Genomic DNA, 24,534 nt, shown 5'->3' on the forward strand with positions numbered 1-24,534 from the left:
GACTGGGGTTTTTTGCTTTGGGGGACTGGAAGACGAATAAAGAGCGTGCTAGATATTGCGGACGCCAAATGTGCTCATCTCTGCCGCGCCGGCCGCAACCAGCTCCGCCAGGATGTCCCCCGCCAATTGATCCAATTCAATCGCGCTGAAAAAGCGTGATCGGATCACGTCGATGTATGCAGCGCCTCGCAGCCACGCCTGCCAATCCGCAAAAGAGATCGACTGCACCTCCAGCAGCTTGAATTTCATCAGTACCTTGATGGCGTGACGTGCATGCTTCACCGGATCGCGCTGCAAACCGTCGAGCCGGCGACGCGCTACAGACAGAGCTTTGCCGACATCGTCGAATACAGCGCCATGCCCTGGAATCACTTGCCGGGGAGCAAGCGTTTCGATCAGATCCAACGTGGCGCCTACATCTTTGAACGACGGCTCACCGGCCAGTTCGGGGAAAGCGATACCAAATCCGTTCTCCCACAGGGCATCCGCCGAAATCAGTGTCCGTGACGCTGCGTCGAACAGAATGATCGAATGGGGATCGTGGCCGGGTGCCGCATGCACTTGCCACGACCGATCGCCGAGCATGCGTTCCGTCCCGGGCCGCAGCAGCCCCGTAAAACGGAACCTGCGGCACGTCTGCCCCGTCGCCAAGAAACTCAGGCCGCTTTGATCCCAGCGTTCCACCAAGCCAGCTTCGCCGGGAGGGATTTCCGTACGAGCCAACGGATAGCGTTCTTGCAATGCGGCATTCCCACCGCAATGGTCGCTGTGGAGATGCGTATTCAGGATGAGATCGAGTGGCCGTTCCCCCAGCACCGACTCGACCAGCGCCAGCGTCTGTTCAGCATGCGTTGCATACCCCGTGTCGACCACCGCGGTTTCTTCGCTGCCGACGAACAGAACATTGTTCGAAGACAGCCAACCCCGCTCGAACACCACGACATTCGCTGGCAGCCCGGCACTCGCCGACGAATGGCTCATTCAGGCGCCCGCACTGGTGCGCAGTTCGCGGCGCAAGATCTTTCCCACGTTGGTCTTCGGCAGCGATTCCCTGAATTCGATGTGCTTCGGCCGCTTGTAGCCCGTGAGCTGCGAGTGGCAGTACTGCAGCACTGCGTCTTCAGTCAGCGCCGGGTCCCTGCGGACGACGAAGACCTTGATGGCCTCGCCCTGCTTCTCGTCCGGGACGCCCACCGCCGCGCATTCCACGACCCCTGGGCACAGGGAAATCACGTTCTCGAGTTCGTTGGGGAACACGTTGAAGCCGCTCACCAGAATCATGTCCTTCTTGCGGTCGACGATGCGGCTGTAGCCGTCTTCCTGCATCACCGCAATATCGCCGGTGCGCATGAAGCCATCGGCGGTGAAGGCCGCCGCCGTCTCGGCGGGCTGGTTGTAATAGCCCGTCATCACGTTCGGTCCCTTGATGCAAAGCTCACCCGGCTGGCCTGCCGGCAGCGAATTGCCATCGTCGTCCTTGATTGCGATCTCGATGCTTGGCAAAGGCAAGCCGATCGTCCCGGTGAACTCGGTATTCGACACCGGGTTGTTGGTCCCGATGGCGCAGGTTTCGCTCATCCCCCAGCCTTCGATCATCGGGCAGCCCGTGGCCTCGAACCACTTGCGCGCGGTACCTTCCGATGCCGCCATGCCTCCCGCCTGCGACACGAACAGCGTGGAGAAATCGATCGACTTGAACTCCGGGTGTATCAGCAGTGCATTGAACAGCGTGTTCACTGCCGGCAGCATGTGGAATGGCCGCTTCTTCAGTACCGCGATGAACTTGTTGAAGTCGCGCGGGTTCGGGATCAGCGTCATGTGCGAGCCCTGGCGGATCACCAGCAAGCACAGCGTCAGCGCAAAGATGTGATACAGCGGCAGCGCCGCGATGCTGTTGACCTTCGCCAGATCGCCCGCGCGCGACAGCGCAGGTGTGAACCAGGCCTCCGCCTGCAGAGTGGCCGCAACGATGTTGCGATGGGTCAGCACCGCGCCCTTCGAGAGGCCGGTCGTCCCGCCCGTGTACTGCAGGAACGCGATCGAATCGAGCGTGCTGCGGTCGGGCCCCAGCATGCGGCCTCGGCCCTCCGAGATCGCCTGAGTGAACGGCGTGACCGTGCGTCCATCGCTCAGCGGCAGCTTGTACGCCGGCACGATCTTCGCCAGATGACGCACTGCCATCGTGATCCATGCGCCATACAGCCCGCCCAGCAGATCGCCCATCGCCGTCACGACCACATGCTTCACGGGCGTGCGCTCGATCACCTTCTCTAGCGTTGCCGCGAAGTTCTCGAGGATGACGATCGCCGTCGCGCCAGAGTCCTTCAGCTGGTGTTCCAGCTCCCGCGCGGTGTACAGCGGATTGACGTTGACGCACGTATAGCCCGCGCGCAGCACGCCGCACATGGTGACCGCGAACTGCGGAATATTGGGCAGCATGATGGCTACGCGCGCACCCGGCTCCAGTCCGAGCGATTGCAGCCAGGCGCCCAGCGCCTTCGACAGCGTGTCGAGTTCGCCATAGGACATCCAGCGCTCCATGCAGACCGAGAACGGCCTGTCGGCGTAGCGGCCAAAGGCCTCGTCGAACATGTGAGGCAAGGAACGGTACTGCTCGGGATGAATCTCGTGCGGTACGCCGGCCGGATAGTTCTGTCGCGCGGATGTCTGCATGCAAGCTCCTTTGGCGCGGATTGTGGGAGGCAGTGCGCCTTCGCCGCCAGCGGGCTTGTCCTAGGGAGCGGACGTGTGCTGTCGCGCGCGCGATAGCTGCGCGGCGCAGCCCTCAGAAATTCAGGCCTTGCCCGATTCGCCCGGCAGCAGCACTCCGGCTTCGATGTCGGTCGCAACCGCCAGCGACTCGTACAGCGCCGTGAAGTCGGGCGCCGTAAGGTCGAACAGATGCGCAAAGCTGTCGATCACGAAGTAGTTGGCCTGGTAGGTGTCGATCTTGTAGCGCGTGCGCATGGTGCGCAGCAGGTCCAGCGGCAGCCGGTGCGGCTCATCGCTGAGCACCGCGTGCTTCAGTTCGCCCACCGAGCTCAGAATGCCGGCGCCGTAAGCGCGCAGGCCGTCCGGCTGGCGGATCAGCCCGAACTCCACCGTGTACCAATAAAGCCGCGCGAGCTTCTCGCCGGCGCCCAGTTCGTGCGCCTTGATGCCGCCCGCGCCGTAGCGCTGCACGTAGTCGGCGAAGGTCGGGTCGAACAGCATCGGCACGTGGCCGAACAGGTCATGGAACACGTCGGGCTCGACGATGTAGTCGAACTCCTCTGGCTTGCGGATCCAGTCGGTCACCGGGAACTTGCGGTTCGCCAGCAGCGTGAAGAACGGCAGCTCCGGAATCAGCCCCGGCACCGCGACGATCTCCCAACCGGTCGCGCGATGCAGCCGCTCGTTGAGTTCCTCGAAGCGCGGAATGCGGTCCTTCACGCCGAGCGACGGCAGCGACTTGATGAAGGCGTCGCAGGCCAGCCCCGGTAACTGCGCCTCCTGGCGCTCGTAGAGCCGGCGATAGGTGTCGTGGTCGGCCTCTGTATAGCTGGCCCAGTCCTGCGGGCAGGTGTAGTCGGCCATCACCTTGCCGCCGCGCGAATAGTCGCCCCGAGGCGGGCGGTCGGAAGCGCCGTAGACGGCGGGGGTGACAACGGCGGCGGCAGGAGTGTCCATGAGAAACGATTCTTGAGAGTTACTTGAGCCAGCGGTCCATCGTGCGCTGGAAGTCGCCGCCGGCCTGCTGCAGATGCAGCCACTGGTCGACGTATGACTTGAAGGCAACGTCGTCGCGCGGGAGCATCCAGGCCATTTCGCCGTACTGCAGCGGTTTGTCGGGATTGACCGCACACAGGCCCGGCTTGAGCTTCTGCTGCGTGATGGCCTCGGCCGCTTCGGTCACGAACACGTCCGCGCGGTTGGCGAGGATCTCGTCGAAGATCGTCACGTTCTCGCCGTGCAGCGTGAGCTTGGCCTGTTTGAAATTGGCCCGGGCGAAGCGCTCGTTGCTGCCGCCCGGGTTGAAGATGACGCGCACCGACGGCTTGTCGATGGCGGCCACGCTCTGGTACTTGGCCACGTCGGCGCAGCGCGCGATGGGCGTCTTGCCGTTGACCATGTAGGGCGTGCTGAAGAAGGCCCGCTTCTGCCGGTCGGTGGTGACCGACACGCCGCCCACGGCGATGTCGCACTTGCCGGCGTTCAGGTCGGGCAGCAGGTTGGCCCAGGTGGTCTTGACCCACTCGGGCTTCGCGCCCAGGCTGGCGCTGAAGCCCGTCATCAGGTCGACGTCGATGCCCTCGAAGGCGCCCTCAGCCTTCTGGAAGCTGAAGGGCTTGTAGTCGCCCGGCGTGCAGATGCGCAGCACCGCCGCCTTCTGCACGGCATCGAGGTGCGAGCCGGCCACCGGCGTGCTCGCCGGCGCCATGGCGCAACCCGAAAGAACGGCGGCTGCCGCCGCGATGAAGGTCAAACCGATCGAAGACATGCAACTGCGCATACCGGGCTCCTGGGCAATAAGAAAGAAGAATGAAGCCCTTATTTTGCGGCGCTCAGCACGCCGCGGCGCATCTGGTCGAGCTCGATGCTCTCGAACAGCGCCTTGAAGTTGCCGTTGCCGAAACCGTCGTCGCCCTTGCGCTGGATGAACTCGAAGAAGATCGGGCCCAACTGGTTCTCGCTGAAAATCTGCAGCAGCAGCGCGTCCTTCTTGCCGTCGATCAGGATCTTGCGCTTCTTCAGTTCGGCCACGCTTTCGCCGTGCCCGGGAATACGCTTGTCGATCAGCTCGTAGTACGTGTCGATGGTGTCCAGCAGCGTCACGTCGTTGGCGCGCAGCGCGTCGACGCTTTCGTACAGGTTGTCCGAGCCCATGGCGATGTGCTGGATGCCCTCGCCCTTGTACATGTCCAGGTACTCCTGGATCTGGCCGGCCTGTTCCTTGCCTTCTTCGTTGATCGGGATGCGGATCTTGCCGCAGGGGCTGGTCATGGCCTTGCTCTTCACACCCGTCACCTGGCCTTCGATGTCGAAGTACTTCACCTCGCGGAAGTTGAAGAGCTTCTCGTAGAAGTTGGCCCACACGTCCATGCGGCCGCGGTACACGTTGTGCGTCAGGTGGTCGATGTAGGTCAGGCCGTTGCCCTTGCGCGCCAGCGCGTCTTGCGACGACACGCCCGGCAGCGCCTCGAAGTCCACGTCGTAGAAGCCGATGTTGCCGATGTCGCCGGGCTTCGCCCCATTCTTGCCGGGCCAGCGGTCCACCAGGTAGATCAGGCTGTCGCCGATGCCCTTGATGGCGGGGATGTTCAGCTCTCCGGGGCCGGCCTTGTCGGCGAAGCCCCATGCGCCGAGTGATGTGGCGCGCTCGTAGGCTTGCTTGGCGTCCTGCACGCGGAAGGCGATGGCGCAGACGCTCGGGCCATGTTCGCGCGCGAACTTCTGCGCGAAGGAATCGGGCTCCGCGTTCAGAATGAAGTTGATGGTGCCCTGGCGGTACAGCAGCACGTTCTTGTGGCGGTGCTTCGCCACCGCCTTGAAGCCCATGCGCTCGAACACCTTGCCCATGGCGGCCGGATCGGGTGCCGCGTACTCGATGAATTCGAAGCCGTCGGTGCCCATGGGGTTCTCCCAGGGCGTGAAGGCGGGTGCGTCGGCATGGCTCATGTGCGGTCTCCGGTAGGTGGGGCTGGATGAATAAGGCGCGAAATCGGCCGGTCATGCAATGTAGGGCGGATGCCTCTCAGGTTTTCTGCGTTTCCGGGCGCTCGGGATGGCCATTGCGCAATAAAACTGCAAGAATGGCGACATGGAAGCACTGGACAAGATCGATAGGCTGATTTTGCGCACGCTGCAAGCAGATGGGCGTGCCACCTACGACCAGATCGCGGAGCAGGTCAGCCTGTCGCCCAGCGCCGTGCTGCGGCGGGTCAAGCGGCTCGAAGAGCACAAGGTGATCGACCGCTACGTCGCGCTGGTCCAGCCCGAAGCCATCGGCCTGGGGCTGACCGCTTATCTCAATGTGCGACTCGAAAAGCACACCGAGAGCCACAAGCGCAACCCGATGGACCTGTTCCGCGCAAGCGTGCAGACATGGCCCGAGGTGGTCGAATGCGCGGCCCTCACCGGCGACATGGACTACCTGTTGCGGGTGGTCGTGGCCGACATGGCCCACTACAGCCGCTTCATCATGGACACACTGCTGAAGCATCCGAGCGTGGAGGACTGCAAGACCAGCTTCGTGCTCGACCGTGTCAAGGCCACCACAGCTGTGCCGGTTTAGCCACATTGCGGTTGCGCCAGCGCCACGCAGCTTGGTACTAGGACACAAATGTGTCCCGTGATTGACCCTGTGGACTTGTTGTTTAAGGGAAAACCCTTACATTCGAGCCATGCTTACCGCCAAGACCCTTCTCAAAGCGTCTCTCGGCCTCGGCTCTTTCCTGAAAGCGCCGATGGTTGAGGCGCAACCACGCGCAGTCAGCGCGCCTCAACCCGTCATGGTGCCGATCCGCTCGATCGGCCCGCGCGAACGCGAGCGCATCGCTCGCCACCTGCTCGAACTCTCCCCGCACGACCGCTATTTGCGCTTCGGCTATGCGGCGGGCGACGAGCAGGTCCAGAGTTACGTCGACGGTCTCGACTTCGAGCGCGATGAACTCTTCGGCATCTACAACCGCCGCCTCGACCTGATCGCGATGGCGCACCTGGCCTTCGCGCCCGGCGACCAGCACAGCGACTGCGCCGAATTCGGCGTGTCGGTCTCGGCGCATGCTCGCGGCCGGGGCTACGGCGCCCGCCTGTTCGAGCGCGCCGTGGTCGTGGCCCGCAACGAAGGCGTGGGCATGCTCTTCATCCATGCGCTCAGCGAAAACGCCGCCATGCTGAAAATCGCCCGCAACGCCGGCGCGACGGTGGTGCGCAGCGGCTCGGAGGCCGAGGCCCACCTCGAACTGCCCAGCGCCACCTTCGACAGCCGCATGAGCGAGATCGCCCTGGAGCACTACGCCGCGGTCGACTTCGCGCTCAAGAGCCGTGCCAAGCAGTTCTGGGCCTTCCTGGCGAGCGTGCAGGAAGTGCGCAGCGGCATGCGTGATGCCCGCAAGAAGTCCGCCCCCTGAGGCCTGGCGGCGGGCCCAACGGCTGGCGGGGGGCCATGCGGTAGAGCGTGTCACACGCAATCCGGTATCCTTGCCTTTCCTCAACTAAGCCCTCCCGCAGTGGCCGACCCTCACCCTGAACGCGCTCCCGTCGAACGGGAAGACAAGCGCGGCTTTCTCCAGAAGCTCGCCGAATTCATCCACCCCGGTCCCGACTCGCGCGACGAGCTGATCGAAACCCTGGCCGATGCCGAGGACAACGAGGTGATCGGTGCCGAATCGCGCGTGATGCTCGAAGGCGTGCTGCGCATGGCCGACATGACCGCGGGCGACGTGATGGTTGCCGCGCCGCGCATGGACCTGGTGAACATCGACGCACCGTTCGACGCGCTGCTGCACCTCATCATCGACACCGCGCACTCGCGCTTCCCGGTGTACGAGGGCGAGAAAGAAAACATCATCGGCATCCTGCTCGCGAAAGACCTGCTCAAGCTGCAGCGCGCGCCGGGCCTCAACATCCGCGCCCTGCTGCGCCCGGCCACCTTCGTGCCCGAGAGCAAGGGCCTGAACGACCTGCTGCGCGAGTTCCGCGGCAACCGCAACCACCTGGCGATCGTGATCGACGAGTTCGGCCGCGTGGCCGGCCTCATCACCATCGAGGACGTGCTCGAGCAGATCGTCGGCGAGATCGAGGACGAGTTCGACATCGCCGAGGACGAAGGCGACATCTTCGGCCTGGCCGACCACACCTACCGCGTCTCGGGCGACACGCCCATCGAGCGCGTGGCCGAGGCCTTCGGCATCGTGTTCGACGAAGAACAGCTGAGCGAAGACTTCGACACCATCGGCGGCCTGATCGCGCACGAGATGGGCCACGTGCCCAAGCGCGGCGAGCACCACGCCATCGGCGGCTTCGACTTCGTGGTGCTGCACACCAAGGGCGGCGCGGTGCGCTGGTTCAAGGTGTCCCCGGCCCGCGGCGGCGACGCGGCCGACTGATGCGCGGCGCGCCGGCTTCTCCTTCCGCCAACCTGTTCCGCCTGCTCGGCTTCGGTGCCGCCGGGCTCGCGCAGGCGCTTTCGATGGCCTCGCCCGTGGGCGGCAAGCCGCTGTGGTGGCTGCAGCTGATGTCGCTCGGTGCGTTCGTGTGGCTGCTCGACGGCCTGCGCGCGCAGGGCGCGGGCTGGCGTCGCGCCGGCCTGCATGGCTGGCTGTTCTCGACCGCCTGGCTCACCGGCAGCTTCTGGTGGCTCTTCATTTCGATGCACACCTATGGCGGGCTGCCGGCGCCGCTCGCGGCCATCGCCGTGCTGGCACTGGCCGCGGCGCTCGGGCTGTACTACGCGGTCGCGGCTGCGTGGTTCGTTGTTCGCGGACCGCAGGGGCGGGTGACAGGCGCGCTCGTCTTCGCGGCGCTGTGGACGCTGGCCGAGCTCGTGCGCGGCAGCTGGTTCACGGGTTTCCCGTGGGGCGCCGGCGGCTATGCGCATGTCGAAGGTCCGCTGGCCGCGCTGGCGCCGTGGGTCGGTGTCTACGGCATCGGTGCCGCAGCGGCGCTGGTCGTTGCGCTGGTCGTGCTGCATCGGCCGCCGCGCGTCGCCGAGCTCGTGCAAGGCCTGGTGCTGATCGCGCTCGTGTTCGCAGCGCCGCAACTGGTTGCGCCGCTGCGCAGTGACGTACAAGGTGCCAAGGGCTCGGCGGGCAACCTTCAATTGGCACTCCTGCAAGGCAACATCCCGCAGGACGAGAAATTCATTCCCGGCGGCGGCATCGAAACCGCGCTGCGCTGGTACGGCGAGCAATTGCGCGACGCCAAGGCATCGCTCGTCGTGACGCCCGAGACTGCCTTGCCGCTCCTGCCGCAGCAGTTGCCGGCCGGCTATCTCGAAATGATCGAGGCGCGCTACAGCCAGGGCACGCAGGCCGCCATCGTCGGCCTGCCGATGGGAGGGCAGGGCACGTACAGCAATGCAGTGCTCGGCTTCCAGCCCGGCGCCGCGCGGCCCTACGTCTACAGCAAGCACCACCTGGTGCCCTTCGGCGAATTCATTCCCCCGGGCTTCCGCTGGTTCATCCAGATGATGAACATCCCGCTCGGCGACTTCGCACGCGGCGGGCTCGCGCAGGCGCCGTTCGTCTGGCAGGGCCAGCGCATCGCACCGAACATCTGCTACGAAGACTTGTTCGGCGACGAGATCGGGGCGAACTTCACGGACGAGGCCACGGCCCCCACCATCCTGCTCAACGTGAGCAACATCGCATGGTTCGGCGACACGGTGGCCATCGACGAACACCTGTCGATCTCGCGCATGCGCGCGCTCGAATTCGCGCGGCCGATGGTGCGCTCCACCAATACCGGTGCGACCGTGGTGATCGATGCCGACGGCCGCGTGACGCACGAACTGCCGCGCCTCACGCGCGGCGTGCTCGAAGCCAGCGTCGAAGGCCGGCGTGGCCTCACGCCGTATGCGCGCTGGGTCGCGCCTTTCGGTCTGTGGCCGCTGTGGCTGCTGGCGATGGCCATCGTGGCCGCAGCCTTTGTGCTGCGCCGCCGCCGCCGCGATTGAGCCTCAGGCGACCCGTGCGCCCTTCACCGGCCAGTCGCGCAGCTTGCCGGGATTCAGCAGCCCCATCGGATCGAAGCGTTTCTTCACCGCGATGACCTCGGGCGGCAGCGGCCCGCCGGCCTTGCCGTCTTCCACGATGTTCACATGCGGGTTGTTGATGTGCACGTTGTGCTCGCGGTGGATGCGCATGATCTCCTGCAGCCGCTCCTCGGTGCTGAAGCGCACCAGCTGCAGTCCGCTGCAGGTCATGAGGCCCGCAACGTTGCGGATGAACTCCAGGTGCATCATCACCTCGCCGCTCAGCAGCTTTTCCATCTCGATCACCTGCTCGACATGCCGGCCCGGTACGAAGCCGCTCTGCAGGTAGGTCAGCGTCGGATCGATCTTGAGCGCGTGCAGCGTCGTGTGGTTCCAGGTGAACTCCATCAGCGTGCGGTTGCTCTTCTGCACCTCGGCCGCCGTCTTGCGGTAGCTCACCGTGCCGCCGTGCGCCTCGGCCAGTTGCAGCAGCGCGGGCTCGCACGATTCCGCCACCAGCGACAGCACCGTGTGGCAGCCCGTCAGCAGGTGCGCCGCGAGTTGCGCCAGGTGGTCCGAGATGGGCGCGGCGAAGAACGCCACTTCGCGCTTCACGATGCCCGGCGCGTTCGCGAGCTTGTCGGCGAAGTGCAGTGCGCCCCCGAAGTTGTCGAAAGTGACCAGCGTCTCCAGCCATGGATGCGCGGGTGCCAGGGCAATTTCCAGTTCCAGCACCAGTCCGTTGGTGCCCCACAGATGGTGCATGCGCATCGCCTCGGCGCCGCGCAGCTCGACCACCTGCGGCTCCGCCTCGATGCTCATCGCGCGGATGCCGAGCACGTTGCCCGGTGCGCCCAGCGGCCCGTAGTTGATCGAGCCCACGCCGCCGAAGCCGCCGCCGAAGAGGCCGCCCAGCGTCGCGCTGCGATAGGTCGACGGCACGCAGCGCAGCTCCTGGCCCATGGGCTTGGCCTGCTTTTCCAACTCGCCCAGGCGAATGCCGGCCTGCGCGCGCGCCACGCCGGGCCGCACCCACAGGCAGCTGTTGTAGCCCGTCATGTCGAGCACCACGCCGCCGGCCAGCGGCGTCGTCTGGCCGTAGTTGCCGGTGCCGCTGCCGCGGATGGTGATCGGCACGCCGCGGCGCGCGCAGGCGCCCACCACGGTGCGGATCTCTTCCTCGGTGCGCGGGCGCACGACCACGTCGGCGCGCTTGTCCTTGAGCTGGCGGTTGAGCACGGGGCTGAACCAGGAAAAGTCTTGCGACAGCCGCGTCACGCGGCTCTCATCGCTGATCCAGTCGAGGTCGGGCAGTTCGAGCAGCAATTGCTCGATGGCGGAAACGGGAGCATTCATGGTCAAGTTCAATCCTGGGAAAGTTCGCTCGCATGCCAGGAGCCCAGCGCCACCTTGGTGAGCCAGGCCATCAGCACGAAGAGCGCGACACCGGTGAGGGAAATGAGCAGCAGCGCGGCGAACATGCGCGGGATGTTCAGCTGGAAGCCCGCCTGCAGGATCTGGTAGGCCAGCCCCGCGCCGGAACCGCCCGTGCCCGCGACGAACTCCGCCACCACCGCGCCGATCAGCGCGAGGCCGCTGGAGATGCGCAGCCCGCCAAAGAAATACGGCAGCGCGCTCGGAATGCGCAGCCGCACCAGCTGCTGCCAGCGCGTGGCGCGGTTCAGCTTGAAGTAGCTCTGCAGGTCGGGGTCGATGCTGCGCAGGCCGAGCGTGGTGTTGCTGATGATGGGGAACAGCGCCACCAGCGCCGCGCACACCGTCATGGCGGCCACCGGGTTCTTCACCCAGATGATGATCAGCGGCGCGACCGCCACGATGGGCGTCACCTGCAGCAGCACCGCGTACGGAAAGAGCGCGGTCTCGATGCGCTTGCTCTGCACGAACAGGAACGAGACCAGAACGCCCGCCACCGTGGCCAGCAGGAACGACAGCACCGTGATCTTCAGCGTGACCAGCAGCGCATTGCCCAGCGGCGCCCAGTCGGTCACCAGCGTCTGCATCATCAGGTAGGGCGAGGGCACGAGGTAGGGCGGCAGCTCCATCGCCACCACCATCCACTGCCACAGCGCGACCAGCACCACGCCGATCAGCACCGGGTAGAGCACGCGCTGCACGCGCGGCTGGCTCAGCAGAGGTTTGACTGTCTTCTTCATCGCGCGGTCTCCTCATCGGCACTGCTGGCGCGCAGCAGGCTGTCCTGCAGCTGCTTCGCGTAGCGTGCGAATTCGGGCGTCACCATGAAATCGGCGCTGCGCGGATAGGGCTCGTCGATGCGGAGCTCTTCCACCACCCGACCCGGCCGCGCCGCCATCATCACCACGCGGCTCGACAGGAACACCGCCTCGTGGATCGAGTGCGTCACGAAGATCACCGTGAGCTTCTTCTTGCGCCACAGCTCCAGCAGATCGGCATCGAGCTTGTGGCGAGTGATCTCGTCGAGCGCGCCGAAGGGCTCGTCCATCAGCAGCAGGTCGGGCTGCGTGACGAGGCCGCGCGCGATCGACACGCGCATCTGCATACCGCCCGAGAGCGCGCGCGGCAGCGCATCGGCAAACTTTTCGAGCCCCACCAGCGCGAGCGATTCCGTCACCCGCGCATCGGCTTCCTTGCGCGGCACGCCGGCCAGGTCCAGCGGCAGGCGCACGTTGGTCTGCACGCTCGCCCACGGCATCAGCGTGGGCGACTGGAACACGAACGACAGCTTGTGCGGGCAGCTTTGGATCTGCGCCACCGGCTTGCGCCACACCAGCAGCCGGCCGTCGCTGGGTTCGAGCATGCCTGCCACCATCTTCAGCAGCGTGCTCTTGCCGCAGCCCGAGGGACCGAGCAGCGTGACGAATTCGCCTTCGGCGATGGACAGGTCCACCGGCAGCAGCGCCTGCGTGCCGTTGGGGTAGGTCTTCTCCGCCGAGAGCACTTCCACCGCGGGCACGGCAGGCTCCGCTGGCGGCGCGAGGGTGTTGGGTTCGATGCGATTCATGAAGCGGAAGACTCAGGGCAGAACCTTGGCGTCCTTGACGAACTCGGTCGTGTAGGTCTTGGCGAGTTCGACCTTGGCGGGGTCGAGCAGCTTCGCGCTCACCAGGAAGTCGTAGCTGGCCTTCGCACGCGCATCCGTCATCACGCCGATGCCGAGCTTGGCCGCGTCGCCGCCGGTGACCATGCCCATCTCCTTGAGCTTGGCCACGCTGTAGGCCAGCTGGTCGTCGGTCATGTTGGGGTTGTCCTTCTTGATGAGGGCGTTGGCCGGCGCCGGGTCGGCGAGGTAGCTCTTCCAACCCTCGGCCGAGGCCTTCACGAAGGCGGCGACCTGCTTGCTGCGGTCCTTCACCGTCTTCTCCATGCACGACACGGTGGTCGCGTAGGCCGGGAAGCCGTGGTCGCTGAACATCAGCACGGTGCTCTTCACGCCGGCCTTCTGGATGGCGTAGGGCTCCGAGGTCAGGTAGCCCTGCTGCGCGCTGTTCTTGTCGGCCACGAAGGGCTGGATGTTGAAGGTGTAGGGGCGGGTCTGCTCGTCGGTGAAGCCGAACTTGGCCTTCAGCCACGGCCAGTAGCCGCGCTGGGCCTGCGCGCCGATCAGCAGCGTCTTGCCCTTCAGGTCCTCGAACTTCTTGACGTCGTCGTGCGCGATCAGCACCTGCGGGTCCTTCTGGAAGAAGGCCGCCACGTTGACCACCGGCACGCCGCCTTCGCGCACCTGCATCATCTGGATGTCGCTCGAACCCATGATGCAGTCGGCCTGGCCGGCGGCCATCATCTGCGTGATGTTGACCTGCGGGCCGCCCATCTTGATGGTCACGTCGAGGCCGTACTTCTTGTAGATGCCCAGCGCCTGCGCCTGGTAGAAGCCGCCGTGCTCGGCCTGCGCGTACCAGTTGGTCATGTAGGTGAACTTGTCCTCGGCCTGCGCGGGCGCGGTGGCGAGAAAAGCGATGGCGGCGGCGCCGGCGACGGACAGTGCGAAGGAGCGCATGGTGGGAACCTCTCGAAGGCTGGGGAGTTGAAGAAGCGAGAAAAGCGAAGGGGCCGTTGCAAGAAACAGGCTCAGGCGGGGTCGAAGCTCTGCTGGATGAAGCCCTGCTGGTGCCCACGCTCCCAGGTGGCTTCTTCGCGCACCACCCAACGCAGCGCATGCAGTTCGGTCAGCGCCTGTGCCCAGCTGTCGGAGAGCGTGTCGAGGATCTCTTTGCCCTGTTCGCGCGTGGCGGTGGTGGGGTCGCCGATCACGCCGCTCGGGCCGAAGTCGCGGGAGGTCCAGGCGCAGGCCGGGCGGCCGTCGGCCGACAGCAGCTTGATCGGGAAGGGCGGCGGAAAGTTGGCGACCGCGTGCTCCATGTGCACTGTCTCGGGCGCGAGCGCGAGCATCAGCGCGGTCTCGGAATGGCCGGCGTGCATCGCGAGCTTCTTCTCCTGCTCGCTCACCTGCTTGCTGGCTGCGCTCGGCAGGCGCGACACGCCGTGCGGCACCACCACGAAGTCGCCATGACGCAGGCGCAGTTCGCGCGCTGCCATCTCGAGCACCTGCGGCTGGCCGCCGTGGCCGTTGGCGAACAACAGCTTGCGAAAGCCTGAGCGGTAGACCGACTCGCCGATCTCGATCACGGTCGAAAGCAGCGTGGTGCCGGTCAGCGTCATCGTGCCGGGGAAGTGCAGGTGCTCCTCCGACTTGCCGTAGGTGATGGTCGGCAGCGCGAAGGCGCGCACCTCGGCGGGGAGCTTTTCGAGCGCCTTGCCCATCACGCCCGAGCAGATCACGCTGTCGACCGAGCAGGGCAGGTGCGGCCCGTGCTGCTCGATCGCGCCGCAGGGCAGCACGATGACGGTGTTCTCGCGGTCGGGCAGCGCGGCGATTTCGGTCCAGCTCAGGTAGGGCAGGAAGCGGTGGGGCGGGATGTAGCCGTGGAGCATGGAAGAGTCCTTGTGGAGGGAGTCGTTATTGGGGAACGAAGGGCGCCGGGTCGCCGTGCGTGACGCGGCCTTCCCGCAGCACCACGCGGCCGGCAGTGCGCGAGGGCCAGCCGTGGCGGTCGGCCTGGGTGAAGAGCACGAGGTCGGCTCCCTGGCCCACCAGCGTGGGTTCGGCGTCCGGGGCTTCGCGCCGCAGCCAGTCGCCGCGGCACAGCGCCTGCGACCATTCGTCGAAAGGCTCGTCGAGCTGCGCCACCAGCGCGGCCGTGCCCAGCGCTTCGACGGGGTCGAAGCTGCCGACGCGGCAGAACGGGTCCTGCACGTTGTCGCTGGCGAAGAGCAGCGGAATGCCGCGCTCGCGTGCTTCCTTCACCAGCGTGATGCCGCGCAGGCGCGGCGTGCGGCCGGTGACGGCGTCCTGCAGCAGCAGGTTGGTGGCGGGCAGCGACACCACCGTGATCGGCGCGCGCGCCACCGCATCGAGCGTGGCGAAGGCCTGCGCCTCGGGCTGTGCCGCGAGCGCGCAGATGTGGCCGCAGACCACGCGGCCTTCGTAGCCGATCTCGCGCAGGATGCGGGCCGTGGTCTGCAGGCCGACCGCCGAGGCGTTGAGCTCTTCGTCGACATGCAGGTCGATGTCGAGGTCGCAGGCCTGCGCCGACACCAGCAGGTTGCGCAGCGCGCTCTCGCTCCAGTTGGTGGAGTGCACGAAGCCGCCGAGCAGCGCGTGCGGCCCGGTGGCCTTGACCTGCTTCGCGAGCCGCATCGCCTGCGCCGCGTCTTCGAACAGCGGCAGCTTGATGAGGCTCACCTGTTCCAGCCGCAGCTTGCCAGCCCATTCCTGCGCCAACTCGGCCATCACCGGCCAGGCCATCGGCACGGTATCGGGCTCCCACCAGTCGACGTGCGTACGCAGGTGTGTGGTGCCGCATTCCCAAGCCCACTGCAGGCCGCGCGCGGCGCGTTCGCGCACATCGGCGGGCGTCCAGTGCACACGGTCGCTCAGCATCGCGTCGATGGCACCGAGCAGGCCGGGCTGCACCTGCCTCATGCGCGGCAGGGTAAAGGCCTTGTCGAGGTGCGTGTGGGCGTCGACGAAGCCGGGCAGCGCCAGCGTGCCGGCGAGATCCCAGCCCGTTGCCGGGACGTCGATCCCCATTGCAGGGCGCACCGACTGCACGCGCCCGGCCTCGATCGCGATGCGCGCCAGCACGGGCACACCGTCGCCTTGCGGCCAGTTCACCGGCAGCAGCCAGCGCGGCAGACGCACGTTGTCGAGCAGGGCGGGAGCGTTCATGCCACCTCGTACGCGGCGGCGCGCAGATTCAGCACCTCTTGGTGCGGCGCAGCATGGAAGCTGGTTTCGACCGGATGGTCGCAGGCGAAGAGCACGTACATGATGTTTGACCGCTTAATCAGAGCAAGTGGTCAGGTAATGCAAGCGACGTGCCAGTGCGGGCGCACCGGTTTGGTTCTAGAGCGGTCGAGTTGCGCGATGGCCTCAGAAAGCTGCTTCGCTGCAGATGTGTTTCGTAACAGAAGTCACAGAAATCCGCAAAAACGCAACGGATTGGCGGGTGGCCTCGGCTCTTTACGTAACATCGACGCACTCTTTTTATAAATTGTTAACTAAAATCCACATTTCCAAAATTGTGAACTTTGGACCTCAGTTACTCTTCTTCATTGATCTGTAGGTACTCCTCATGAAAAAACCTTCTTACATCCTTGCAGCCATTCTTGCCCTCACGGCCACCAGCGCAGTTCTGGCAGCCACGAGCCCGGCCACTGCCACGTTCCAGGTCCTCATCACCGTGGCAAAGGCCTGTTCGGTCACCGCGGGTTCGACTTCGAACATCAACTTCGGCACGGTGGATTCCACCGCCACCAGCCTGGCCGCTAGCAACAACATCAGCGTGACCTGCTCCAAGTCGACGCCCTACTACATCGGCCTGCTGCCCGCGAGCACCGCCGCCACCGGCACCACCGGCGCCGGCTTCATGAGTCCTGTGGTGGCGGGCCCGGATACCATTCCCTACCAGCTCCACTCGGTGAGCTCGACGGGTCCGATCTGGGGCAGCACCGCCACGGCCACCGCGGTTGGCAACGGCGTGGCCGGCACCGGCACCGGCGCGGCGCAAACGATCCCGGTGTATGCCACGGTCGCGAATGCCAACGTGACGCCCGGCGCCTACCTCGACACCGTGACCGTCCAGGTCAACTACTGATCGATCGATTGCCCATGCTCCACCTGCTGCGTTACACCGTTGTCCTCGCGCTTGCCTTCGTGCATGCGGTCGCTTCGGCGAGCGGACTGCAGGTTTCTCCGGTCACGCTGACGCTTGAGGCCACGCAGAACGCCGATGGCCTTTGGCTCAGCAACACCGGCGACGACGTCGTGCACGCCCAGGTGCGGGTCTATCACTGGTCGCAGGAGAGCGGTACCGAAAAGCTGACGGCCTCGCGCGAGCTCCTCGTGAGCCCGCCGATGGTGCAACTGGCCCCGTCCGAGCGGCAGCTGATCCGCGTCATCCGCACCGGCGTTCCCGCCGGGACGGTCGAAAGCTCGTACCGGGTCGTCATCGACGAGCTACCGGTCGAAATGAAGGAAAAGAAGGGCCTGCAGCTCGTGCTGCGCTATTCGGTGCCCATCTTCGTCGCAGCCGCAGCCGCTGGCGCTCAGCCGACCGCGCCGCAGCTCACGTGGTCGCTGCGCCGCGAAGGTGCTCAGGCGGTGCTCGAAGTCGCCAACAGCGGCGGCATGCACGCCCAGCTTGCCGATCTGGATTTTGTCGATGCCACCGGCCGACGCACCTCGGTGCATGCCGGCCTGATGGGCTACGTGCTGCCGGGCGTGAGCATGCGTTGGCCCCTGAAGACACCCGCGGAGGCCTTTGCTCCTGGCGGCGTTCTGGAAACGAAGATCAATGGCAACGCGACGCAGGAAAAAATCCCGCCGCTTCAACGCGTCCGCTGAGCGCCTGCTGCCACTGCTGCTTCTTTCCGGTCTGATGCCGTTGGCTGCTCAGGCCCAGAGCGCCGCAGCTGGATCGGGCTCATGGCTGGTCGCATCCGCCCCGGAAGGCGACCTTTCCGGGCCTAGCGGCAGTGACCTCTATCTGGAACTGAGCCTCAACGGCAATCCCCAGGGGCTGGTGCATTTCGGCCTGCGCGGCCGGGATCTCTGGGCCAGCGCCGCCACGCTGCGGCAGCTGGGCTTCGTGCTGCCGGCGGGCGTGTCCGATCCGGTGAGGCTCAAGAGCCTTCCCGGGGTGCAGGTGAAGTACGACGCCGCAAACCAGAGCGTCGCGATCAATGCTTCCGCCGATGTGCTGCGCCTGCCGACGACGGTGGTTGACACGTCGACGGTTATCGCGCCGAAGGCCAGTGCTTCGCCCGGTTTGCTGCTCAACTACGACCTCTATGGCACGCAGGGCCGCAACAACACGTCCAGCTTCAACGCCCTGACCGAACTGCGCGCGTTCAGCGGAAGCTCGGTGTTCAGCAGCACGCAAATGACGCGCGCCACCCGCCTCGATGGCGAGACCTGGCAGCACGACTCGGTCCGGCTCGACACCACCTGGAGCAAGTCATTCCCCGATGACATGCTGACCCTTCGCGTGGGCGACACCACCACGGCATCGCTGCCGTGGTCGCGCTCCACGCGGATTGGTGGCATCCAGCTCTCGCGCAATTTTGCGCTGCAGCCCTATCGCACCACCACGCCGCTGCCGGCTTTCCTGGGGGCGGCCGCGCTGCCTTCGCAGGTGGAGCTCTATATCAACGGCCTGCGCCAGTACACGGGCCAGGTACCGGCGGGGCCGTTCCAGCTCAATACGGTTCCGAGCATCAACGGCGCCGGCAATGCCCAGGTGGTTCTGACCGACGCCTTCGGCCGCGCGACGACGCTCGATTTCTCGCTGTACGACACGCAACGGCTGCTGGAGAAGGGCCTGTCCGATTGGTCGGTCGACCTGGGCATGGTGCGCAAAAACTACGGCCTGCGCTCGTCCGACTACGGCAACGATCCCGCCGCCACTGGCACCTGGCGCTACGGTGTGAGCAACAGCTTCACGCTGGAGACGCACGGCGAGGCCACCAAGGGACTGATCAAGGGCGGTGTCGGCGGCGCATGGCTGCTCGGCCAGAGCGGCGTGCTGGCGGGCGCCGTGGCGCATAGCAACTACCAAGGCCAGACGGGCTCACTGCTGAACCTGGGGTACAGCTGGCGCGACAACCATTTCAATTTCGCCGTCGAAGGCACCCGCACGCGCGGCGAATACCGCGATGTCGCATCGCTGTACGGCAGTGCGCCGGCACGTGGCTCGGGCCGCGCATCCGTCGGCTACACCACCAACGGCTTCGGCAGCTTCGGTCTCAGCTACCTTTACCTGCGCTATCCCGCGCAGCAGCCGACGCGCCTAGCCAGCGTCTACTGGTTCACCGCGCTGGGACGCAGTGCCTCGATGAATGTGAGCCTCAACCAGAATCTCGATGACCGGCGAGAGCGCAGCCTCTTCGTCGGCTTCACCTGGGCGCTGGACGGCAGGGTCACGGCCAGCGCCGGCATGCAGCGCGACCGCGACAGCACCATCTACACCGCCGACGCGCAAAGCTCGATGCCGGGCGACGGCGGCATCGGCTGGCGCGCCGGCCTGCGCCAGGGCGGCGGCCAGAACGGCGGGCAGGCCCAGGTCGACTACTTGGGCCGCTACGGCCGCGCCATGGCGGGCATCAGCGTGCTCGGCGACAGCCGCTACGCCTACGCCGGCGCCACCGGTTCGATCGCATTCATGGGCGGCCAGTCCTTTGCGGCCCGGCGCATCGACGATGCCTTTGCGGTGGTCTCCACCGATGGCATCGCCGGCGTGCCGGTGAGGCTGGAGAACCGGGGCATCGGCACCACGGACGGCCAGGGCATGCTGCTGGTGGCGCCGCTGCGTGCCTACCAGAAGAACCAGCTGTCCATCGATCCGATGCAATTGCCCGCCGACGTGAGGATCGAACGCGTGAAAACCGTTGCCACCCCGAGCGACCGCGCCGGCACCCTGGTGCGCTTCGGCATCACGCCGGTGAACGCGGCCGCGCTCCTGCTGGTGGACGAGGCGGGCAAGCCCCTTCCGCTGGGCAGCCGCGTGCGCGCCAACGCACAGGACGGCGAGCCGGCGCTGGTCGGTTTTGACGGCGCGGTGTACCTCGAGTCGCTCGAGGCGCGCAACACACTCGACGTGCAGATGCCCGGAGGCCACTGCCGGGCCAGTTTCGACTATCGCAAGGACGGCGCCGGAATTCCGCAGATCGGGCCGCTGCGCTGCGCCACGGAGGCCAAGACGCCATGAGTCATTTTCTGACCCGCACTTTGCAGGCCCTGCGCCTGCCCTTGTTCTGCGCGCTTCTGTGGTGGCTACCGGTGGGCAGCGCGCAGGCGCAGGTCAGCTGTACGGCGACGATGACGAATGTGGCTTTCGGCACGGTCGATCTGGTCGATGGGAGCGCGCCGTCTACCACCGCCACGCTGAGCTACACCTGCACCAACACCAGCAGCTCCGCTACGTTCGCCAGGGTCTGCTTCAACATCGGCGACGGCGACCAAGGCCTCACCAACTTCAATCCGCGCGTCATGAGAGACAGCGCCTTGAACAGCTTGAGGTTCCAGCTCTACCAAGGGACGACAGGCGGCACGATCTGGGGTTCGAATGGCAACCCGACGGTGCCAAGCCCCTTCGCAGTCAACATAAGCATTCCTCGCCGGAGTGGTGGCATTTCGGGAACCACGTCGGGAAGCGCCACCATGGCCGGGCAAATACTCGGCCTCCAGAGCACGGCACCTCCAGGCGCGTACCAAGACAACTTCGGCACGGTTCACACCTCGATCACGCTCACGTCGAGCACGAGCTCCGCGCCGGCGGACTGCAACTCCTCGACGTCGGGCAACTTTCCCTTTGTGGTCAACGCAATCATCGCCAAGAGCTGCCTGGTCACGGCCGATCCGCTGAACTTCGGCACCGTCACAGGCTTGCCGGGCGCCGCCAATTCCGATCAGACCAGCACGATCAACGTCACCTGCACGACACCCACCCCCTACACGGTCGCGCTGTCGCCATCCAATGGCGCGACGACGGGCGCCGGGGTGATGTCGCCGACGGGGGGCGTACCCGGCAACACAGACACGGTGGCCTATCGGCTCTACCGCGATGCCGCCCGCTCGAGCCCCTGGGGCAGTGTCACGGGCACCAACACCTTCGCTGGCACCGGCACCGGCCAGGTCCAGGCGCTGAGCGTGTACGGCCGCGTTCTCGGCGCCAGCGCCAACGTGCGGCCGGACAGCTACCGGGACGTCGTGACGGTCAACGTGAACTACTGAGCTGCGCCGGCGGCTGCACCGACACGGAAAAGTCTGCTGGCAAATTGCAGGCAATGCGCGAAGAATAGCGCCCGGGTTACCTACATTTTCCCGCGACTCTGCCGATAGACCAGGCCGGGCATCGACGCGATGCCCTCCACCCAGGCTGCGACGAGAGGAGTTGTCATGCCCGGAAACATGCGTCCTGCAAGGGCGACTGCGTTGCGGTCGCCGCGAACGGCTCCACCACTGGCCGCCGTTGGCATGCTGCTGCTCTTGCTTTTGTTGCAACCGCGGGTCAGTTCAGCGGAGCCGATGCACGGCATGAACAGCGCCACCGGCCGGTTCAGCCTGACGATGGTCGTTCTCCCGACCTTCAAGGTGCTCGAGGTCACGCCAGCGAGGGGCGGGTATGAGTGCCGCGTCTGGACCAACATGGCGTCGGTGCTCATCAAGGGTCGCGAGTACCGGTTCGACAAGATCGGAGAAACGAGGTTCACGGTGGCCGGCAGCGATGCCGACGGCCGCGACAGCCTCGGCCCAGCCTGGCGCGGGGCGATCGGTGCGATGGCTGCGGCCGGCGACGGCAGCAATGCGATGCGGGTGATGGTGACTTACTAGGCAGCAAGCAAAGCGAAAGCGCCGATTCGGGTGATTGGCATCGAGCGCCCGGCCAACCTTGACCTGTGCGCGGCGCTTTCAGCCCTCGATGCCGCAACCGTTCAACACGAAGGCCACGAGTTCCCGTGCGATCGGCTCGCGATCGATCGGCGCGTCGGGCGGCAGGCCGAGCATCACGCGCGTCTGGATCGCGTAGTCGGCATAGCTCTGGGTCATGGCCCAGATGTGCATCAGCAGGATGCGCGCGTCGAGCGGGCGCATTTGCCCGCGCGCGATCCAGCCGTTGATCACGTCGATCTTCTTCTGCGTCCAGGCCCGTGCGTTGGGCCAGTAGCGGTCGAGGTTGCGGCCGCCGTCGAGGATCTCGCGCGTGAAGATGCGCGACATCTCGGGGCTGTCGAAGGCGTGGTCGAGCTTCTTGCGGATGTAGCCGCCGAGCACCGTGGCCGGGTCGCTCGCGTCCTCGAAGGAAAACACCACCTTCCACGCATGCAGCACCTGCATCAGCAGCTCTTCGTAGAGCTCTTCCTTGCCGGCGATGTAGTAGTGCAGCTGGGGCTTGGTGAGGCCGGCGCGCGCTGCGATGGCCTGGGTCGAGGTGCCTTTCAGCCCGTGCAGGCTGAACTCGGTGACCGCCGCGGCGCGGATCGCCGCCATGATGCGTTCGCGCCCGGGCCGCGCGCGCGACAGCGGGCCGTCGGGGGCGGGCATTTCCTGGGCGGTCGAAACGGGGAGGGCGGCTGGATCGGCAGTCATGATGGCGGGAAGGCGCGGTGCGCGCGGCCGATGGTAATCCCTCGCGCATGACCACATGCCATGCCGGCATGAACGCGCAGGGCATGCCGGCACGATTCATGTATCTTCCTCGCCGCCTCGAAAGATTCCACCTCAACACAGGAGTTCTCCATGTACCTTTCTCCCCGTTTCCGTGCCTTTGCGGCCGGCGCCGCAATGCTGGCGGCCAGCGCGCTCGCGCAGGCGCAGCAGGCGCTGCCCAACGTGGTGATCCTCGCCACCGGCGGCACCATCGCCGGGGCCGGCGCCTCGGCCGTCAACAGCGCCACCTACGCGGCCGCCAAGGTCGGCGTCGAGAAGCTGATCGCCGGCCTGCCGGAGCTCTCCAAGGTGGCCAACGTGCGCGGCGAACAGGTGTTCCAGGTCGCATCGGAAAGCCTCACCAACGACAACCTGCTGACGCTGGCCAAGCGCGTGTCGGCGCTGTCGAAGCAAGCCGACGTGGACGGCATCGTCATCACGCACGGCACCGACACGCTCGAAGAAACCGCCTACTTCCTGACGCTGACGGTGCACACCAGCAAGCCGATCATCGTCGTCGGCTCGATGCGTCCGGGCACGGCGCTGTCGGCGGACGGCGCGCTCAACCTGTACAACGCGGTGAACGTGGCGGGCAGCAAGGACGCGATGGGCAAGGGCGTGCTGGTGACGATGAACGACAACATCGACAGCGGCCGCGACGTGAGCAAGAACGTCAACATCAAGACCAACGCCTTCTCCAGCCAGTGGGGTCCGCTGGGCATGATCGTCGAGGGCAGGAACTACTGGTTCCGCGCACCGGTCAAGCGCCACACCATGAACTCGGAGTTCGACATCGACAGCATCAATGCGCTGCCGCCGGTCGAGATCGCGATGGGCTACGAAGGCGTGTCGTCGGTGGCCATCGACGCGATCGCCAAGAGCGGCGCCAAGGCGCTGATCCATGGCGGCACGGGCAATGGCTCGGTGGCCGACCGCATCGTGCCGAACCTGCAGAAGGCGCGCGCCGACGGCGTGATCGTGATCCGCAGCGCCCGCGTGCCCGACGGCTTCGTGATCCGCAATGCCGAGCAGCCCGACGACAAGTACGACTGGGTGGTGGCGCACGACCTGCGTCCGCAGAAGGCGCGCATCCTGGCGATGGTCGCGCTGACCAAGACGAACAACACCAAGGAACTGCAGCGCATCTTCTGGGAGTATTGAGCCCCCCGGCTTTTCACGCCGCTTCGCGGCGTGTAATCCGCCACCCCCCGAGGGGGAGGCGCGGCTCGCCTTGGGGCGGCCCGGCGGCGGCCGCCTCCGCCAGCTCCTCTATTGCTTGCCGCGATGGTGCCGTGCGTACTGGATGCTCGCGATGCAGATCGCCAGCCAGGCACCGCCCGAGCACAGCCCCGCGAGCACGTCGCTAGGAAAGTGCGCCCGCACGAAGATTCGGCTGCAGGCCACGGTGACGACCACTGCCGTTGCCGCCATCACCGACGGCACCCGCCAGCGCGGCGGCAGCATGCGCAGCCCCAAGTAGCCCAGCATGCCGTAGAGCACCATCGAGCCCGAGCTGTGGCCGCTCGGAAAGGAATAGCCCGACACCTGCGCGAAGCCGAAGTCGTGCACTGGCCGAGCGCGCTCGAAGATGAGCTTGAGCACGTGGTTCAGCACCCCGTTGCCGGCGATGGCCGCGACCCAGCCAGCCGCGAAACCGCGGTGCCCGCGAAGCCACAGCGCCACCGCCACGCCGGCGCACACCAGCACCGCGACGATCGGGTCGGCCATGTGGGTGAGCCATGAGAACGCCTCCCTCACGACCGGCGGCGTGTGCGCGCCCACGGCACGGCTGATCGTCTCGTCCAGCAGGCCCATGGGCCGACCGTCGCCGAGGCCTTCCGCCACTTCGGCGAACAGCCAAGCCAGCGCGATCACAGACGCCGTGCCAATGGCCAGCCCGCCAAACAGCAGTCCGGCGCCCGGCTCGGGCTGCGCCGCATGCCGGCGCCGCAGGTGCTCGAAGCCCCACGCCGCGAGGCCGGCGGCCACGGTCAGCATCACCAGAAGAACCAGGAATCCGGGCCAGGCCTGGGCGCCGAGGCGCTCTCCCAGAGCGATCAATGCGGCATCTTCAACGGACATGGGCGGGGCGGGCGGACGGCAGGCGCAGGCGAATCACGGCGTGTCGGCAGGGGTTTCAAAGGGGAGG

23 protein-coding genes are annotated in these 24,534 nt (G+C 66.2%); 10 read left to right on the top strand and 13 right to left on the bottom strand.

Annotated features, from left to right (window positions below; genetic code table 11):
* Positions 1–48: 48 nt before the first annotated feature.
* From PMI12_RS20100 to hppD, 5 genes are all read right to left on the bottom strand, one after another.
* Positions 49–981 (bottom strand): MBL fold metallo-hydrolase, encoded by a 933-nt coding sequence (locus PMI12_RS20100; protein WP_007836109.1) that lies wholly within the window; start codon positions 979–981, stop codon positions 49–51.
* Positions 982–2,673 carry an AMP-binding protein gene (locus tag PMI12_RS20105; protein WP_007836110.1) on the bottom strand — a complete coding sequence of 564 codons (1,692 nt, stop codon included), beginning with the start codon at positions 2,671–2,673 and terminating at the stop codon, positions 982–984. It lies immediately after the preceding gene.
* A gap of 120 nt (positions 2,674–2,793) precedes the next feature.
* On the bottom strand, positions 2,794–3,669 hold the full coding sequence (phhA, locus tag PMI12_RS20110) for a phenylalanine 4-monooxygenase (RefSeq protein ID WP_007836111.1): 876 nt from the start codon (positions 3,667–3,669) through the stop codon (positions 2,794–2,796).
* Positions 3,670–3,688: 19 nt separating this feature from the next.
* The gene (locus tag PMI12_RS20115) at positions 3,689–4,492 is read right to left on the bottom strand and encodes a transporter substrate-binding domain-containing protein (protein WP_007836112.1); all 804 of its coding nucleotides are present in this window, start codon (positions 4,490–4,492) and stop codon (positions 3,689–3,691) included.
* Between the two features lie 38 nt (positions 4,493–4,530).
* Positions 4,531–5,658, bottom strand: coding sequence for a 4-hydroxyphenylpyruvate dioxygenase (gene hppD / locus PMI12_RS20120; protein ID WP_007836113.1), 1,128 nt, complete (start codon positions 5,656–5,658; stop codon positions 4,531–4,533).
* Positions 5,659–5,800: 142 nt separating this feature from the next.
* Between hppD and PMI12_RS20125 the strand changes: the two genes are divergently transcribed.
* The 4 genes from PMI12_RS20125 (at position 5,801) to lnt (ending at position 9,658) form a co-directional block, all read left to right on the top strand.
* Positions 5,801–6,274 (top strand): Lrp/AsnC family transcriptional regulator, encoded by a 474-nt coding sequence (locus PMI12_RS20125; RefSeq protein ID WP_007836115.1) that lies wholly within the window; start codon positions 5,801–5,803, stop codon positions 6,272–6,274.
* Between the two features lie 109 nt (positions 6,275–6,383).
* Positions 6,384–7,112 (top strand): GNAT family N-acetyltransferase, encoded by a 729-nt coding sequence (locus PMI12_RS20130; RefSeq protein ID WP_007836121.1) that lies wholly within the window; start codon positions 6,384–6,386, stop codon positions 7,110–7,112.
* Positions 7,113–7,211: 99 nt separating this feature from the next.
* Positions 7,212–8,090: an HlyC/CorC family transporter gene (locus PMI12_RS20135; protein WP_007836122.1), complete on the top strand. Its 879-nt coding sequence runs from the start codon at positions 7,212–7,214 to the stop codon at positions 8,088–8,090.
* Positions 8,090–9,658, top strand: a complete 1,569-nt coding sequence (gene lnt, locus PMI12_RS20140) for an apolipoprotein N-acyltransferase (RefSeq protein ID WP_007836123.1) — start codon at positions 8,090–8,092, stop codon at positions 9,656–9,658. Before PMI12_RS20135 ends, lnt begins: the two co-directional genes overlap by 1 nt.
* Positions 9,659–9,661: 3 nt before the next feature.
* Here lnt and PMI12_RS20145 read toward each other — a convergent pair whose 3' ends face one another.
* The 6 genes from PMI12_RS20145 to PMI12_RS20170 form a co-directional block, all read right to left on the bottom strand.
* Positions 9,662–11,032, bottom strand: a complete 1,371-nt coding sequence (locus PMI12_RS20145; RefSeq protein ID WP_007836124.1) for an FAD-binding oxidoreductase — start codon at positions 11,030–11,032, stop codon at positions 9,662–9,664.
* 8 nt (positions 11,033–11,040) lie between these two features.
* Positions 11,041–11,850 carry an ABC transporter permease gene (locus PMI12_RS20150; RefSeq protein WP_007836125.1) on the bottom strand — a complete coding sequence of 270 codons (810 nt, stop codon included), beginning with the start codon at positions 11,848–11,850 and terminating at the stop codon, positions 11,041–11,043.
* Entirely contained in the window at positions 11,847–12,677 is an 831-nt protein-coding gene (locus PMI12_RS20155) for an ABC transporter ATP-binding protein (RefSeq protein WP_007836127.1), read from the bottom strand. Before PMI12_RS20155 ends, PMI12_RS20150 begins: the two co-directional genes overlap by 4 nt.
* A gap of 12 nt (positions 12,678–12,689) precedes the next feature.
* On the bottom strand, positions 12,690–13,673 hold the full coding sequence (locus PMI12_RS20160) for an ABC transporter substrate-binding protein (RefSeq protein WP_007836129.1): 984 nt from the start codon (positions 13,671–13,673) through the stop codon (positions 12,690–12,692).
* Positions 13,674–13,744: 71 nt separating this feature from the next.
* Positions 13,745–14,608, bottom strand: coding sequence for a creatininase family protein (locus tag PMI12_RS20165; protein WP_007836131.1), 864 nt, complete (start codon positions 14,606–14,608; stop codon positions 13,745–13,747).
* Between the two features lie 25 nt (positions 14,609–14,633).
* Entirely contained in the window at positions 14,634–15,905 is a 1,272-nt protein-coding gene (locus tag PMI12_RS20170; RefSeq protein ID WP_007836133.1) for an amidohydrolase family protein, read from the bottom strand.
* Between the two features lie 406 nt (positions 15,906–16,311).
* Between PMI12_RS20170 and PMI12_RS20175 the strand changes: the two genes are divergently transcribed.
* The 5 genes from PMI12_RS20175 to PMI12_RS20195 all read left to right on the top strand — a co-directional run bounded on the left by PMI12_RS20175 (position 16,312) and on the right by PMI12_RS20195 (position 21,569).
* Positions 16,312–16,833, top strand: coding sequence for a Csu type fimbrial protein (locus PMI12_RS20175; protein ID WP_007836136.1), 522 nt, complete (start codon positions 16,312–16,314; stop codon positions 16,831–16,833).
* A 14-nt stretch (positions 16,834–16,847) separates the two neighbouring features.
* The gene (locus PMI12_RS20180) at positions 16,848–17,582 is read left to right on the top strand and encodes a fimbrial biogenesis chaperone (protein ID WP_007836138.1); all 735 of its coding nucleotides are present in this window, start codon (positions 16,848–16,850) and stop codon (positions 17,580–17,582) included.
* Between the two features lie 34 nt (positions 17,583–17,616).
* The gene (locus PMI12_RS20185) at positions 17,617–19,944 is read left to right on the top strand and encodes a fimbria/pilus outer membrane usher protein (RefSeq protein WP_007836139.1); all 2,328 of its coding nucleotides are present in this window, start codon (positions 17,617–17,619) and stop codon (positions 19,942–19,944) included.
* Positions 19,941–20,969: a Csu type fimbrial protein gene (locus PMI12_RS20190; protein ID WP_007836141.1), complete on the top strand. Its 1,029-nt coding sequence runs from the start codon at positions 19,941–19,943 to the stop codon at positions 20,967–20,969. Before PMI12_RS20185 ends, PMI12_RS20190 begins: the two co-directional genes overlap by 4 nt.
* 243 nt (positions 20,970–21,212) lie before the next feature.
* Positions 21,213–21,569 carry a hypothetical protein gene (locus PMI12_RS20195; protein WP_237726136.1) on the top strand — a complete coding sequence of 119 codons (357 nt, stop codon included), beginning with the start codon at positions 21,213–21,215 and terminating at the stop codon, positions 21,567–21,569.
* 78 nt (positions 21,570–21,647) lie between these two features.
* On the opposite strand, the gene PMI12_RS20200 is transcribed toward PMI12_RS20195, so the two are convergent.
* A complete protein-coding gene (locus PMI12_RS20200) occupies positions 21,648–22,325 on the bottom strand; it encodes a TetR/AcrR family transcriptional regulator (protein WP_157609054.1) in 678 nt (225 codons plus the stop codon).
* Positions 22,326–22,475: 150 nt separating this feature from the next.
* Here PMI12_RS20200 and PMI12_RS20205 point away from each other — a divergent pair, with 150 nt between their 5' ends.
* Positions 22,476–23,546, top strand: coding sequence for an asparaginase (locus PMI12_RS20205; protein ID WP_007836147.1), 1,071 nt, complete (start codon positions 22,476–22,478; stop codon positions 23,544–23,546).
* 108 nt (positions 23,547–23,654) lie between these two features.
* Here PMI12_RS20205 and PMI12_RS20210 read toward each other — a convergent pair whose 3' ends face one another.
* The gene (locus PMI12_RS20210; protein WP_007836149.1) at positions 23,655–24,467 is read right to left on the bottom strand and encodes a phosphatase PAP2 family protein; all 813 of its coding nucleotides are present in this window, start codon (positions 24,465–24,467) and stop codon (positions 23,655–23,657) included.
* Positions 24,468–24,534: the final 67 nt, after the last annotated feature.

This window comes from Variovorax sp. CF313 (assembly GCF_000282635.1).
GTDB lineage: Bacteria > Pseudomonadota > Gammaproteobacteria > Burkholderiales > Burkholderiaceae_C > Variovorax.